Source organism: Streptomyces sp. NPDC002265, from assembly GCF_040296125.1.
Lineage (GTDB): Bacteria > Actinomycetota > Actinomycetes > Streptomycetales > Streptomycetaceae > Streptomyces.
Genome location: NZ_JBEOWS010000254.1, coordinates 1 through 14,624 on the forward strand (window position 1 = coordinate 1; position 14,624 = coordinate 14,624).

9 protein-coding genes are annotated in these 14,624 nt (G+C 72.3%); 8 read left to right on the forward strand and 1 reads right to left on the reverse strand.

Annotated elements, in window-relative coordinates; genetic code table 11:
* Window positions 1-290 precede the first annotated feature (290 nt).
* The 7 genes from xylB (at window position 291) to exaC (ending at window position 9,598) form a co-directional block, all read left to right on the forward strand.
* Window positions 291-1,736 (forward strand): xylulokinase, encoded by a 1,446-nt coding sequence (gene xylB, locus ABT085_RS32890; protein WP_351616260.1) that lies wholly within the window; start codon window positions 291-293, stop codon window positions 1,734-1,736.
* 29 nt (window positions 1,737-1,765) lie between these two features.
* Entirely contained in the window at window positions 1,766-2,974 is a 1,209-nt protein-coding gene (locus ABT085_RS32895; protein ID WP_351616263.1) for an ROK family protein, read from the forward strand.
* A 220-nt stretch (window positions 2,975-3,194) separates the two neighbouring features.
* Window positions 3,195-4,685 (forward strand): APC family permease, encoded by a 1,491-nt coding sequence (locus ABT085_RS32900; RefSeq protein WP_351616266.1) that lies wholly within the window; start codon window positions 3,195-3,197, stop codon window positions 4,683-4,685.
* Window positions 4,682-5,695, forward strand: coding sequence for an acetamidase/formamidase family protein (locus ABT085_RS32905; RefSeq protein ID WP_351616269.1), 1,014 nt, complete (start codon window positions 4,682-4,684; stop codon window positions 5,693-5,695). The genes ABT085_RS32900 and ABT085_RS32905 overlap by 4 nt, the downstream gene beginning before the upstream one ends.
* A gap of 51 nt (window positions 5,696-5,746) precedes the next feature.
* Window positions 5,747-6,346: an N-acetylmuramoyl-L-alanine amidase gene (locus ABT085_RS32910; protein WP_351616272.1), complete on the forward strand. Its 600-nt coding sequence runs from the start codon at window positions 5,747-5,749 to the stop codon at window positions 6,344-6,346.
* Between the two features lie 352 nt (window positions 6,347-6,698).
* On the forward strand, window positions 6,699-8,018 hold the full coding sequence (locus ABT085_RS32915) for a GAF domain-containing protein (RefSeq protein ID WP_351616275.1): 1,320 nt from the start codon (window positions 6,699-6,701) through the stop codon (window positions 8,016-8,018).
* A 56-nt stretch (window positions 8,019-8,074) separates the two neighbouring features.
* Window positions 8,075-9,598, forward strand: coding sequence for an acetaldehyde dehydrogenase ExaC (gene exaC / locus ABT085_RS32920; RefSeq protein ID WP_351616277.1), 1,524 nt, complete (start codon window positions 8,075-8,077; stop codon window positions 9,596-9,598).
* A gap of 68 nt (window positions 9,599-9,666) precedes the next feature.
* Here exaC and ABT085_RS32925 read toward each other — a convergent pair whose 3' ends face one another.
* The gene (locus tag ABT085_RS32925) at window positions 9,667-12,231 is read right to left on the reverse strand and encodes an FG-GAP-like repeat-containing protein (RefSeq protein ID WP_351616280.1); all 2,565 of its coding nucleotides are present in this window, start codon (window positions 12,229-12,231) and stop codon (window positions 9,667-9,669) included.
* A gap of 296 nt (window positions 12,232-12,527) precedes the next feature.
* On the opposite strand from ABT085_RS32925, the gene ABT085_RS32930 reads away from it, so the two are divergent.
* Window positions 12,528-14,501, forward strand: coding sequence for an ATP-binding protein (locus ABT085_RS32930; RefSeq protein ID WP_351616282.1), 1,974 nt, complete (start codon window positions 12,528-12,530; stop codon window positions 14,499-14,501).
* Window positions 14,502-14,624 lie beyond the last annotated feature (123 nt).

Here is a 14,624-nt window from a genome sequence, read left to right on the forward strand (position 1 = left end):
CGGGTCCAGGGCCGGCCGGGTCGCGTCACCGAACGGGTCCCGTCCCTGCCAGCCGACGGTCCACAGGCCGAAGGTGAACCTGTCCTCGGGGGTGGGCTGGTAGCTCATACGGCGGCTCCTTGCTAGCTGAACTATTTCGTCATGGCCGTTTACAAATTAGTATGCCAGCACATCCCTGGGAAGGGACACGACGTCCCCGAAGGGTGAGATCCCGGTCTCCAGACCCTCGGATTTCAGAAAAACAGCAGGTCAGACCCCGCAGAGCCGCGGAAAAAAGCAGGGAGAGCCCGATGTCAGCAGCCGAGGGTCCGCTCGTCGTCGGTGTGGACACGTCCACCCAGTCGACCAAGGTGCTCGTCGTCGACGCGGCCACCGGACAGGTCGTCGCGAGCGGTCAGGCGCCGCACACCGTCTCCTCCGGAGCGGGCCGTGAGAGCGATCCGCGCCAGTGGTGGGACGCGCTGCACAGGGCCCTGCGCCAGTGCGGCGACGCCGCCCGCGAGGCCGCCGCGGTGTCGATCGGCGGGCAGCAGCACGGGCTCGTCACCCTGGACGCCCAGGGCGAGCCCGTACGTCCGGCGCTGCTCTGGAACGACGTCCGCTCGGCGCCTCAGGCGCGCCGGCTCGTCGAGGAACTGGGTGGACCGAAGGAGTGGGCGGACCGCACGGGAAGCGTGCCCGGCGCGTCGTTCACCGTGACCAAGTGGGCCTGGCTGGCCGAGCACGAGCCGGAGGCGGTCCGCGCCACCAAGGCCGTGCGCCTCCCCCACGACTACCTCACCGAGCGGCTGACCGGTCAGGGCACGACCGACCGCGGTGACGCCTCCGGCACCGGCTGGTGGTCGTCGCGGACCGAGGCGTACGACGAGGAGATCCTCGCCCACGTCGGGCTCGACGCCGCGCTGCTGCCCCGGGTGGTCCGGCCGGGCGAGGTGGCCGGGACCGTCCGCGACAGCCACGACCTGCCCTTCTCCAAGGGCACCCTGGTCGCCCCCGGCACCGGCGACAACGCCGCCGCGGCGCTGGGGCTGGGACTGCGCCCGGGCACCCCGGTACTGAGTCTGGGCACGTCGGGCACCGTCTACGCGGTGTCGAGGCAGCGTCCGGCCGACCCGACCGGGACGGTGGCGGGCTTCGCCGACGCCCACGGCGACTGGCTGCCGCTGGCCTGCACACTGAACTGCACGCTCGCCGTCGACCGCCTCGCCGCGCTGCTGGGTCTCGACCGCGAGGCGGTGGAGCCCGCCACCGGGGTCACGCTGCTGCCCTACCTGGACGGCGAGCGCACCCCGAACCTGCCCCACGCGTCCGGCCTCCTGCACGGTCTGCGTCACGACACGACCGCCGGCCAGCTCCTCCAGGCCGCCTACGACGGCGCCGTCCACTCCCTGCTGGGCGCACTGGACCTGGTGCTCGACGAGGACGCGGACCGCACCGCGCCGCTGCTGCTGATCGGCGGCGGCGCCCGGGGCAAGGCGTGGCAGCAGACCGTACGCCGGCTCTCCGGGCGGCCGGTCCAGATCCCCGAGGCCAGGGAACTGGTCGCGCTCGGTGCCGCGGCCCAGGCCGCCGGCCTGCTGACCGGCGAGGACCCGGCGGCGGTCGCCCGGCGCTGGAACACCGCGCAGGGACCGGTGCTGGAAGCGGTGGAGCGGGACGAGGAGACACTGGAAAGGATCTCCGGGGTACTCTCCGACGCGGCCACGCTGCTGGAACGAGAGCCGAACGCCCGCTGAAGGACGACGAACGAGGACTGACCGCAAGGATGACCGTACCGCTGCACGAGGGACACCCGACCGGACCCGGTCGGGCCCTGCCCGACACCCAGCAGGGCATGCGCCGGCGCAATCTAGCCCGGGTGATGCACACCGTGGGCGCCGAGGGCCCGCTCTCCCGTGCCTCGGTCGCCTCGCGCATCGGACTGACCCGGGCGGCGGTGTCGACCCTCGTCGACGAACTCATCCGCTCCGGGCTGCTGGAGGAACTGGGCCCGGAGCGGCCGGGCCGGGTGGGCCGGCCGGGGTCCGCCCTGGCCGTCAGCGGGCGCGGTCCCACCGGGATCGGCGCGGAGGTGGGGGTCGACCACCTCGCGGTCTGTGCGGTGGACCTGCGCGGGGAGGTGCGGGCGCGGGCGGTGCGGCACGGTACGAACCGCGGCCGCGCGCCCGGGCCGGTGCTCGAGGAGCTCGGCTCGCTGCTGCGCCTCGTCGTCGCCGACGCGGAACGTGAGGGGCTGTGGCCGGCCGGACTGGCCATAGCCGTGCCCGGTCTGGTCGCCCCCGACGCCCGGACCGTCGTACGCGCTCCGAATCTGGGCTGGCAGGACCTCGACCTCGGGGCGTCGTTGCCCGCCGGACTGCCGCTGACCGTGGACAACGAGGCCAACTTCGGCGGTCTGGCGGAGTTGTGGCTCGGCGAGGGCACCCCGCGCGACTTCCTCCATGTGTCGGCCGAGATCGGCATCGGCGCGGCGGTCGTGGTGGACGGACGGCTGCTGCGCGGGACACGGGGGTTCGCGGGCGAACTGGGCCATGTTCCGGTCCGGCCGGACGGGCCCGAGTGCGCGTGCGGCGGGCGCGGTTGTCTGGAGCAGTACGCCGGTGAGGAGGCGGTGCTGCGCGCGGCCGGCCTGGAGCCGGGCGAGGACCGGGTCGGACTGCTCGCCGGGCGGGCGGCGGCGGGCGACGAGGCCGTACGGCAGGCGCTGCGCGACGCGGGAACGGCGTTCGGCATCGCGCTGACCGGAGCGGTCAACCTCCTCGACCCCGAGAGCGTCGTGCTCGGAGGTGCGCTGTCCGGTCTCGCACCCTGGCTGCTGCCGTCCCTGCGCGAGGAGTTGGCGCGGCGCACGGCCGGCCCGGCCTGTGCCGTGTCCGTCTCGCGCCTGGGTCCCGAAGGGCCGCTGCTGGGGGCGGCGCACTCGGTGGTGCGGACGGTGCTGGACGATCCGGCGGCGGTGGCGGAGCGGGGCTGAGCCCCACGCCCCCGGCCTACCGCGGCTTGCGGGGAAGTGAACTCACCCTTCCGGGTGGCCGAGTTGTCCACAACGGCTCCGCCGTCCACGGAAGTCCGTCGGGCCCTTCTGCCCGATCCGTCGGGGCCGTACCGTGATTCACGTGAGGCGCAGCCGTCGCGTCGTGGCGACGGCAGGCCTGTCTGGTGGACGGGGGACGCTCATGTCGGGGGAATCGTCGGTGACATCACCTGCCGCGGCCTCTGCAGGTCTGCGGCGTAATGCCATCGGTCTGCGCGAGGTCCTGTTCCAGAGCGTCACGGCCATGGCGCCGGCCGCAGCCGTGGCTGCGTCGATCCCGTCGGGGGCGGCCTTCGCGGGCGGCAGCCTGCCGCTGTCGGTCCTGATCGCGCTGGTGGCATGCCTGTTCACCGCGTCCTGTGTGGGCGAGCTGGCCAGGGAGTTACCGGCCGCGGGCTCGGTGGCGACGTACGCGGCGCAGGGCCTGCATCCGGCCGTCGGCTTCCTGGTCGGATGGGGTTACGTGTTCGTGGAGGCCCTGGTCCCGCCGTTGCTGCTGCTCCAGCTCGGATTCACCACGGCGGGCACACTGCATCAGGAATGGTCCTCGTATCCGGCCGATCTGTGGTGGCCGTGGGCCCTCGCAGGCGCCGCCGTCATCACGGTGACCGGATACCTGGGCATACGGACATCGGCCCGCTTCGGCACCGTGCTCGGCGTCTTCGAGGTCCTGGTCTTCCTCGTGTTCGCCGTCTGGCTGATCGGCAAGGCGGGCGCCGACAACACCCTGTCGGTGTTCGGGACCTCCCACACGGCCGACGGCTACAGCGGGGTCGGCGGAGTGTTCGCCGGCTCGGTCTACACGGTGCTGGCCTTCGCCGGCTTCGAGGCGGCGGCACCCCTGGCCGAGGAGACCCGGGACCCGCGCCGCACGATGCACCGCGCGGTGCTCGGCGCGGCCCTCGCGATCGGCGTGTTCTACGTGATCACGACGTACGCCATGACGGTGTACTTCGGCCCCGACCGCTTCGGAACGTTCGGCGCCTCCGGTGCCGCGTCCTGGGAAGGAGTGGCCCGAGCGTCGTTCGGACTGTTCTGGGTGCTGGTGTTCCTCGCCGTGGTCAACTCCACCGTCGCCAACGCCAACGCGTGTGCCAGCGTCTCCACACGCACGGCGTTCGCCCTGGCCCGGATCCGCGTACTTCCCCGGGTGCTCGCCACCCTGCATCCTCGGCACCGCTCCCCCGTCGCGGGTATCGCCGTGCAGGCCGTGGTCGCAGTCGGCGCCGTGCTGGGGCTCGGCTTCGCCTACGACCCCGTGACCGCGTTCCTGCTGCTGGCCACCGTGATCGTCACCGTCGTGATCGGCGTGTACATCGTGGTGAACCTCGCCTGCGCGGGCTACTTCCTGCGCCGCGGCCGACCGACGCTGAAGCCGGTGCGGCACCTGGTGTTCCCCTTGCTGGGCGTGGCCGCGTTCGTGCCGGCCCTGCTGACCGCCGCGGGCCTGCCCGTCTTCGACTTCGTGACCGAGCTGACCGCCCCGGTGTCGTACGCGGGACCCGTCGTCGGCGGCTGGATGGCGGCCGGAGTCGTGGTGCTGCTGGTGCTCGTGCGGCGCCACCCCGAGCGCATAGCGGAGACCGCCCGGGTCCACCTCGACGAGACCGATCCCTCCCTCCCCTCGCAGAACGGAGCAGTCAGGCGATGAGCGACCCCCGCATCCTGACCGTGCGGCCCGAACCGCACGAATACGCCTGGACGTTCGGCGGGGCGCCGCCGGTGGCCCGGATCGCGCCCGGAACGGTCCTCGACCTGTACACGGAGGACTGCTTCGCCGGGCGGGTGCGCTCCGAGAAGGACCTGGTGTCCGAGGTGTGCGAGTTCCCGTTCCTCAATCCGCAGACGGGCCCCTTCCATGTGGAGGGCGCGGAGCCGGGGGACACGGTCGCGGTGCACTTCGTGTCGATCGAGCCGGCCCGGGACTGGGCGGCCTCGACGACGGTCCCGTTGTTCGGCGCGCTGACCTCGACGCACACCACGGCCACACTGCAGCCCCCGTTGCCGGAGACCGTCTGGATCTGGCAGCTCGACCGGGCCCGCAGAACGACGCTGTTCCGGGCGCACGACGGTGACATCGAGGTGGAGCTGCCCCTCGACCCGATGCACGGGACCGTGGGCGTGGCTCCCGCCAATCTGGAGGTGCGTTCCGCTCTGGTGCCCGACGCCCACGGCGGGAACATGGACACGCCCGAGATGCGGGCGGGCGTCACCTGCTACCTCGGGGTGAACGTCGAGGGCGCGCTGCTCAGCTTGGGCGACGGGCACGCCCGGCAGGGGGAGGGCGAGACGTGCGGGGTCGCCGTGGAGTGCGCCATGAACACGGTGGTGATCGTCGAGTTGCTGAAGGGGATCGCCACGCCGTGGCCGCGCATCGAGTCGGACACGCACATCATCTCGACCGGTTCCGCCCGTCCGTTGGAGGACGCGTTCCGGATCTCCCAGCTCGACCTGGTGCAGTGGCTGGTGCGGGACTACGGATTCGGTGAGCTGGACGCGTACCAGTTCGCGACCCAGGCCGTCGAGTCACCGTTGGCCAATGTCTGCGACACCAACTACACGTGTGTGGCCAAGCTCCGCAAGGAATGGCTTCCTGCGCGCGAGACGCACCGCGGGCTGCACGCGCGACTGCGCGAGAGCGCCTCGGGCCTCCGGTTCTGACGGCGCCGCGGCCTCACTGCCGGCCCTTCCCCCACCGAAAGGCGACACAGCATGGAACGGGCACCGCAACTGCCCGGCAGGCGAGGGCTTCTCAAGGGAGCCGCCCTCGCCGCCCTCCCGTACGCCCTGCTTCCCGCCACCCGGGCCGGTGCGCAGGCCCAGGCGGTCGACTACCCGCTCGCGGAGTCGCAGCCGGCCAGCACCTCCAACTACACGGTCTCGCAACGCCCCACGTCGTATCCCCTCAGCCATGTGATCATCCACGTCACCCAGGAGACCTATCCCGACACCCTCTCCATCTTCCAGAACCCGGCGAAGAAGGTGTCCGCGCACTACGTCGTCCGCTCAGCCGACGGGCACGTCGCCCAGTGTGTCCGCGAGCGCGATGTGGCCTGGCACGCGGGCAACTGGGACTACAACACGCGCAGCATCGGTATCGAGCACGAGGGCTGGGTGGACCGGCCCTCCTATTTCACCAACGCCCTGTACGAGGCGTCGGCCCGGCTCACGGCGGCGGTCTGCACCAAGTACGGCATACCCAAGGACCGCGCCCACATCATCGGGCACTACGAGGTGCCGGGTTCGGACCACAGCGATCCCGGTCCGAACTGGGACTGGGTCCGCTACATAAGGCTGGTCAACTTCGCCTGACCAGGCGGCGGACCCACCGCCCCCGACCGCCACCGGGCTCGGCGGCCACCGGGCCCGGCCCATCGTCCGGCACGACCGCCCCTCGGGGCCCGGCCGTCCCGTCGGCTTCGGTCGACCCGCCGGGTTCGGCCGTCCCGGGCGGCTCACGGGCCCCTCCGGCCGACCCGCCCACCACGGGAGCGTGCGCGGGCACGTCCACGGTCGGCACCGTTCCGGTCGTCGGCGTCGAAACGGTTGTCGGCACCCACCCCCGGAGTGACGATGTCCTCAACCGCACGGCCCGAGACATGTCCGTCGGGCCGCGGCGTCCGAGCCGTATGGACGCCGTCGCATCGCCTTCCGGGAGGCCGAGTTGACCGATCCATGGGTTGCCCTGGAACCGGGGGCCGACCCCGTCGTACGTGCGGAGCTGCTGCGGCACGCGTACGACACGTTCACCGAGGCGGGCACGGTGGAGCGGCCGGTGCGTGCCGTGGTGGCGGACTCCTGGCGCCGTTCGGCGCGCGCCGGGGTCGGGCCCGACGGCACCGCGAGCGTGGAGCTCATGGACGGTGAACTCGGCGCCTACCGTGCCGAACACCCGCTGGCCCGGGTGATGCCGCTGTTCCGCGAGCTGATGGGCACGTTCGCCGCCGACGGCAGACATCTGCTGGCGGTGTGCGACGCGCAAGGAAGGCTGCTGTGGGTCGAGGGCGACCCGGCGACCCGGCGGCAGGCCGCACGGATGAACTTCGTCCCGGGTGCCAGATGGGCAGAGACTGCGGTCGGGACGAACGCACCGGGCACGGCCGTCGCCGTGGACCGGCCGGTGCAGGTCTTCTCGGCCGAGCACTTCAGCCGCCGGGCGCAGCCCTGGACGTGCGCTGCGGCCCCGGTGCACGATCCGCGCACGGGGCGGCTGCTCGGTGCCGTGGACATCACCGGCGGGGACGGGCTCGCGCATCCGCACAGCCTCGGGTTCGTCCAGGCCGTCGCGCGCGCCGCCGAGTCCCAGCTGGCGCTGCTCACCGGCGAGCAACCGGCCGAGGACACCGCCGAGCTGACCGCGCTGGGGCACGACGAGGCACGGCTGTTCGCCGGCGGCCGCAAGGTGCGGCTCAGCCGCAGGCACAGCGAGATCCTGGTGCTGCTGGCCCGGCACCCGGAGGGACTGACCGGCGACGAGCTGCTGTGCGCGCTGTACGAGAGCGAGTCGGTCACTCCGGTGACGTTGCGCGCCGAACTGGCCAGGCTGCGCGGCTTCCTGGGCCCCGGGCTGCTGGCCTCGCGCCCCTACCGGCTGACCGTCCCGGTGGAGTCCGATGTCGCCGCCGTCGAAAGACGGCTGGAGACCGGTGCCGTCACGGCGGCCGCGGCGGCGTACACCGGACCGCTGCTGCCGGGCTCGGTGGCCCCGGCGGTGGTGCGGCTGCGCCGGCGCCTCGCCGACGGCCTGCGGGCGGCGCTGATCGCCCGCCGCGATCCCGATCTGCTGGCGGACTGGGCCCACGCGCCGTGGGGCGAGGAGGACCTCGACGTCTGGCGGGCGCTCGCCGCGGTGCGTCCGACGGCGGCGGTGCGGGCGCGGCTGTCCGCGCTGGAGACCGAACTGGCCGCGCCCGTACGGCCGTCGGGTGCCGAGCTCGGTCCGCTCCACAAGGACGCAACGTGGTCGCAACGTCCGCGCCCCTAGCCTCGCGCCGAAAGCTGCCCAACGGCGGGCAGTGCAAGTGAAGGAGGCCGACCGGCATGACTCGTTACGCGGCGCCGGGCACCGAGGGCGCGATCGTCTCCTACCAGTCGCGCTACGACCACTTCATCGGCGGCGCGTATGTGCCGCCGGCCCGAGGACAGTACTTCGACAACCCGAGCCCGGTGAACGGTGAGCCGTTCACCGAGGTCGCGCGGGGCACGGCGGAGGACGTGGAGCGGGCGCTCGACGCGGCGCACGCGGCCGCGCCGGGCTGGGGCCGGCTGTCGGCGACCGAGCGCTCCGACATCCTGCTCAAGATCGCCGACCGGATGGCGGCCAACCTGGAGCAGCTGGCGGTCGCCGAGAGCTGGGAGAACGGCAAGCCGGTCCGGGAGACGCTGGCGGCGGACATTCCGCTGGCCATCGACCACTTCCGGTACTTCGCGGGCGCGATCCGTGCCCAGGAGGGGGCGCTGAGCCAGGTCGACGACGACACGGTGGCGTACCACTTCCACGAGCCGCTCGGCGTGGTCGCGCAGATCATCCCGTGGAACTTCCCCATCCTGATGGCCACCTGGAAGCTCGCCCCGGCGCTGGCGGCGGGCAACGCGGTCGTCCTGAAGCCGGCCGAGCAGACCCCGGTCTCCATCCACTACTGGATGAGTCTGGTCGCCGACCTGCTGCCGCCGGGTGTGGTGAACATCGTCAACGGCTTCGGCGAGGAGGCGGGCAAGCCGCTCGCGTCGAGCCCGCGCGTCGCGAAGATCGCCTTCACCGGGGAGACCTCGACGGGGCGGCTGATCATGCAGTACGCCTCGGAGAACCTCAAGCCGGTCACCCTGGAGCTCGGCGGCAAGTCGCCCAACATCTTCTTCGACGACGTGTGGGACAAGGACGACGACCTGCGGGACAAGGCGCTCGAAGGCTTCACCATGTTCGCGCTGAACCAGGGCGAGGTGTGCACCTGCCCGTCCCGTGGGCTGATCCAGCGCGGCAACTACGGCGACTTCCTGGACGCGGCCGTCGCCCGCACCGAGCTGATCAAGCCGGGCCACCCCCTGGACACCGACACGATGATCGGCGCCCAGGCGTCCAGCGAGCAGCTCACCAAGATCCTCTCGTACATCGACATCGGTGTGCAGGAGGGCGCCAAGGTCCTCACCGGCGGCGAACGCGCCGACTACGGCGGTGATCTGAAGGGCGGCTACTACGTCCGTCCGACGATCTTCGAGGGCGACAACCGGATGCGGGTCTTCCAGGAGGAGATCTTCGGTCCGGTGGTGTCGGTGGCCTCGTTCGACGACTTCGACGACGCCATCAAGATCGCCAACGACACGCTGTACGGCCTCGGGGCCGGTGTGTGGACGCGTGACATCAACACGGCGTACCGCGCCGGCCGGGCGATCCAGGCGGGCCGGGTGTGGACGAACTGCTACCACGCCTACCCCGCGCACGCCGCCTTCGGCGGCTACAAGCAGTCCGGCATCGGCCGTGAGACCCACAAGATGATGCTGGAGCACTACCAGCAGACCAAGAACCTGCTGGTGTCGTACTCGCCGAAGAGGCTGGGCTTCTTCTAAGCGCAGAGGCACAGCAAAAGGGCGCCTGACCGGGCGAAGTGCCGGTCAGGCGCCCTCCGGACGTGCGACTACCCCCCGATCACGGCCTGTGCGTCCGGGCTCGGCGGGTCCGGGGTGTGGGCCGGGGCCGACGCCCAGCGGTCGAAGCGGTCGGCGGGTGTGTTGGTGATGCGGAACGTGCCGTCGCCGTTGGAGAACGCCACCGGCAGCGTGTACCACCAGGGGGTGTGCGGGCCTCTGATCAGGGCGACATCCGTGCGGCCGTCGCCGTCGTAGTCGCCCGCCCGTGCCTTCACACCGGGTACGGACGCCCAGCCGGCGAAGTCGACGGACGACCCGTTGGTGACGCGGAAGGTTCCGTCGCCGTTCGAGAACGCCACCGGCACCGAACCCCAGCCGCTCCCGCCGACCAGCGCGACATCCGCACGGCCGTCATGATCGAAGTCACCGCTGACCACCTGCACTCCGGACACCTGCGCCCACCCCGCGAAGTCGGAGAGCGGGGTGTTCGTGACGCGGAAGGTGCCGTCGCCGTTGGAGAAGGCCACGGGCAGCGTGTACCACCAGGGGGTGCCGGGGCCCGGCACCAGGGCGATGTCCGTACGGCCGTCCCCGTTGAAGTCGCCCAGCCTGGTCTTCTCCCCGGCCACGGACGCCCAGCCGGCGAAGTCGGCCTGCGGGGCGTTGGTGATGCGGAACGTCCCGTCACCGTTGGAGAACGCCACCGGCACCGACGCCCAGCCGCTGCCGCCGACCAGGGCGACATCCGCACGGCCGTCGTGGTCGAAGTCACCGCTGACGACCTGCGCCCCCGGCATCTGTGCCCAGCCGGCGAAGCCGTTCACCGAAGCGTTGGTGATGCGGAACGTGCCGTCGCCGTTCGAGAACGCCACCGGCACCGAGCCCCAGCCCGGGCCGCCGGCCAGCGCGATGTCCGCACGGCCGTCCCCGTCGAAGTCACCGACCTGCGGCTTCACGCCGGGCAGGGACGCCCATGCGGCGAAGTCGCCCACGCCCGCGTCGGTGGCGCGAAAGGTCCCGTTGCCGGCCGAGAAGGCCACCGGCAGGCCGTCCCAGCCCGCGGCGCCCGTCGCCGCGAGGTCGGTGCGGCCGTCGCCGTCGAAGTCACCGCTGTAGGTCCGGGCCCCCGGAGCGGCGGCCAGCCGCGGGAAGTCCCCCGCCACGTCGAACTCCGGCGAGAAACGGCCGTCGCCCTGGGAGGAGTTGACGGGCAGAGCCTGCCAGGCGTCCGAGCCGCCGAGCGCCATGTCGGTACGGCCGTCGCCGTTGAAGTCACCGGTGCTCACCGCAGCGGTCGCGGTGGTCGAGGAGGCGTCCGGGCCCGGGTTGACGAACACCCCGCCGGGGTAACCGACGTCGCACAGGCCGTCGTTGTCGACATCGCCGAGCGAGACGTCCGCGATCCGCGTCGCCGACTGATTGAGGTAGGTCCAGCGCCCGCCGAGCGAGCTGGACTGGTACCACCAGGTGACGCCGGTGGCGATGAAGGCGTCGTTCACGCCGTCGCCGTCGAAGTCGCAGTACTTGCGCTGGCCGCCGGTGTAGGAGTCGAGGGTGTTGGCGGACTGGTGCAGCCCGGTCTCGGTCTGGTCCAGCGCGGCGTGCAGGGGCAGGATCGAGCCCACCCACAGGTCCGAGTGCTGGAAGACGTTGTGCGACACGGTCATGCCGACACTGGGCGTGCCGCGGAGCTTGACGCCCGTGCCGTTGGTGTACCAGACCGTGTTGTACTCCACGTCCATGTACTCGCCCGCCGAGCCGCACTCGTAGCTGCACGACGAGTCGTTGCCGTGCATGTCGATCTCATGGGTGTGCCAGACGTGGGAGTTGTCCCCGCCGCCGCCCCAGATCAGGTTGCGGTACGCCAGATAGCCGTCCCCCGCCGAGCCGTCGCCGGTGATGGCGTGCCGGTTGAAGTCGAACACGTTGCGTTCGACCAGGGAGTAGGCACCGTGCCCCATCACCACGCCGTAGCCCGCGCCGTGGCCGCAGCAGATGGTGCCGGTGGGGTGCTGGTTGTGGTGGATGTAGTTGTCGTGCACCCACACGGTGGAGGCGTTCCGGAGGCTGATCCGGTTCTGTCCGTCCTGGATGTTCACGGCCGAGCCGCGCCAGTGGTCGATCTCGCTGTGGTCGATCTCCACGTTCACGCCGGAGTCCACCCGGATCCCGTCGGAATCGCTGGTGTCGACCGCCGAGTAGGGATCATCGCTCTCCGCGCCCTGCACCCGGAGCCCGCTGAAGCGCACATTGTCGCTGTGCGTGCCGTCCCCGTCGTTGCCGACCCGGAAGAGGATGCGCGGGAACGACGTCGTGAACAGCCGCGGCCCCCGCGCGCGCTGCGTCCGGTCGCCCAGGATCTGCACACCCGGGGCGACCGGCAGGGACTCCCGCCCGGTCAGGTCCAGATCCACGTTCCCGGCGATCCGGACCACCGCGTCCGGTGTGTCGATCGCCTGCACGAACAGGTCCTGCTGGCCGTCGGAGGTGATGAAGAAGGCCGGCGCCGCGGCCGGGGCGGCGGACACCGCCGGACCTCCACCCAGCAGAAGCCCGAAGGCCAGCGCCAGCACGCCGCCCAGGGCCGAGCGCCGATGCCCGAAGATGCCCACGCCTGACTCCCCTTCGAAGAAGTGGACGCGTGAATGCGTCGCTGACAGGTGGGCGTTCCAGGCCGTGCCGTCCCGTGCCATCGCGTTCCCCGGGCCGTCCACCGCGGGCACCGGCCCTTGGGCATCATGCGGTGTCCATCTTCCGTGCAACGTAAGGCTGTTCCCCCCGCCGCGGGCGCTGCGATAGGCTCACTCGCCGTTCCCCGCCTGTGGCAAGGCCACCGATCACGACCGGCACGGCGGTCCGGGCGGCTTTCCCTGGCGCTGTCGAGTGCACTCGGGAGAGAAATACAGCCGTGAACGATGTCGATGCGCCCGTGCGGGACGCTCCCGGCCCGGCCGGGCACGGCGCCGCGCGGACCGGTGACCTGCCGGCCCTGCTCGACGAGGGCACCCGTGCCGTCGTCGACGACGGTGATCTGCGCGTCGGCCGGGACCGCTTCGAACGCGCCTACCGCATGGCCGAGTCGGCCGGCGACGAACGGGCGATGGCGGTGGCCGCCCTCGGCTTCGGCGGCCTGTGGGTGCACGAGCATCGCACGGTCGCCGGGTCCGTGCTCCTGGAATCGCGGATCCGCAGGGCGCTGGAACTGCTCGACCCGCAGTCCTCGCTGGCACTGCGGCTGCGGATCCGGCTGGCCGGGGAGAGCGGCTACCGCAGCGGCGACACCACGGCGGTCCTGGCGCTGCTGGAACTGGCGAGGTCGCGGCCCGGTCCCATGGCGCGCGCGGAGGCGTTGAGCCTGGCCCATCACTGCCTGGTCGGTCCGGAGCACGGCGCGCTGCGCCGGGAACTGGCCGCCGAGCTGGTCGCGGAGAGCTTCCGGACCTCGCGCCGCAGCGATCTGCTGATGGGCCTGCTGTGGCAGACGGTCGACATGTTCCTGGACGGCGATCCGCACGCGGAGCGCTGCCTGGCCGAGCTGCGCGGCCTGCTGGCCGAGCGGGACCATCAGGCGGTCGGCTTCGTGGTGAGCGCGATGCAGGTGATGCTGGCCGTCCGCGCGGGCCGTCTCGACGAGGCCGAACGCCTGGCCGAGGCCTGCACCAAGCGCGGGATCGCCGCCGGGGACGTCAACGCCACGGTGTGGCAGGCCGCGCAGATGGTGACCATCCGCTGGTACCAGGGCCGGGTGGTCGAGCTCGTGCCGCTGCTGCGCGAAGTGGTCAACTCCCCGACGCTGAGCGCGGTGGACGACCATGCCCTGGCCGCGCTGGCGGTGGCCGCGGTGACGGCCGGGGACCGGCGCACGGCGGCCGGCGCGCTGGCCACGCTGTGCGGCCGCGACCTCGGCGACCTGCCGCGGTCGAGCAGTTGGATGGTGACCATGCACGGTGTCGCGGAGGCCGCCTATCTCCTCGACGACACCGCGACCGCGGCGCGGGTCTACGAACTGCTGAGCCCGTACGGCCATCTGCCGATGGTGGGCAGTCTCGCCGTCGCCTGCTTCGGCTCGGCCCAGCACGCGCTGGGGGTGGCCGCGCTGACCACGGGGGACGTCGACCGGGCCGTGACCCACCTCCGGGACGCGGTACGGCAGAACCTCGCCCTCGCACACTGGCCCGCGGTCACGGCCTCCCGGGACCGGCTCGCGCTGGCGCTCGTACGGGCGGGCCGGCAGGCCGAGGCAGACGCCGTACGGGAGGAGCTGACCGTGGCCGCCGACGAGGCCCCGGCGCTCGCCGGGGCCGGGGAACCGGGCGGCAGCGCGTCAGGGGGCCCGGACGGGCAGGAGCGGCACACGGCGTTCTGCACCCGGCTGGGCCGCAAGTGGCGGATCGGATTCGGCGGCCGCAGCGTCCTGGTGGAGCACAGCGTGGGGATGCTCCACCTGGTGGTGCTGATCGCCAACCCGCGCCAGGAGATCCGGGCCGTCGACCTCGTGGCGGGGCTGACGGCGCTCAACGGGGCCGCCGAGCACACGGCGCTGTCCGGGCAACCGGTGCTTGACCGGGTGGCGGCCCAGGAGTACCGCAACCGTCTGGCCGGGCTGCGCTCCGAACTCGAGGCCCTGGAGGCGGCCGACGACCAGGAGCGCGCCGCCGTGGCCCGGGTCGAACACGACTGGCTGATCGCCCAGTTGGCGGGCGCCACCGGTCTGGGCGGGCGACCCCGGCGCTTCCCCGAGGCGGAGGAGCGCTCCCGGGTCGCGGTGAGCAAGGCCGTCCGGCGGGCGCTGGACCGCATCACGGCGGCCGATCCGGTGATCGGCGGCCACCTGCGGCAGGCGGTTCACACCGGGGTGCGGTGTTCCTACTGGCCGGAGTGACAGGACCACTGCACGGGAGGCCGGACCCTGCGCAGTTGCCGGCCCCACTGCCGGGCGGCGGGGCCGCCACCTGCCTCCAGGTGGGGCGATGAGACAAAACAGCTGCCGCCGGGGCGGTCATAT

What these genes read in the sequence shown, in the direction of transcription:
- xylB (WP_351616260.1), top strand. Translation starts at nt 291, where the DNA reads ATGTCAGCAGCCGAGGGTCCGCTCGTCGTCGGTGTGGACACGTCCACC.
- ABT085_RS32895 (WP_351616263.1), top strand. Translation starts at nt 1,766, where the DNA reads ATGACCGTACCGCTGCACGAGGGACACCCGACCGGACCCGGTCGGGCC.
- ABT085_RS32905 (WP_351616269.1), top strand. Translation starts at nt 4,682, where the DNA reads ATGAGCGACCCCCGCATCCTGACCGTGCGGCCCGAACCGCACGAATAC.
- ABT085_RS32910 (WP_351616272.1), top strand. Translation starts at nt 5,747, where the DNA reads ATGGAACGGGCACCGCAACTGCCCGGCAGGCGAGGGCTTCTCAAGGGA.
- exaC (WP_351616277.1), top strand. Translation starts at nt 8,075, where the DNA reads ATGACTCGTTACGCGGCGCCGGGCACCGAGGGCGCGATCGTCTCCTAC.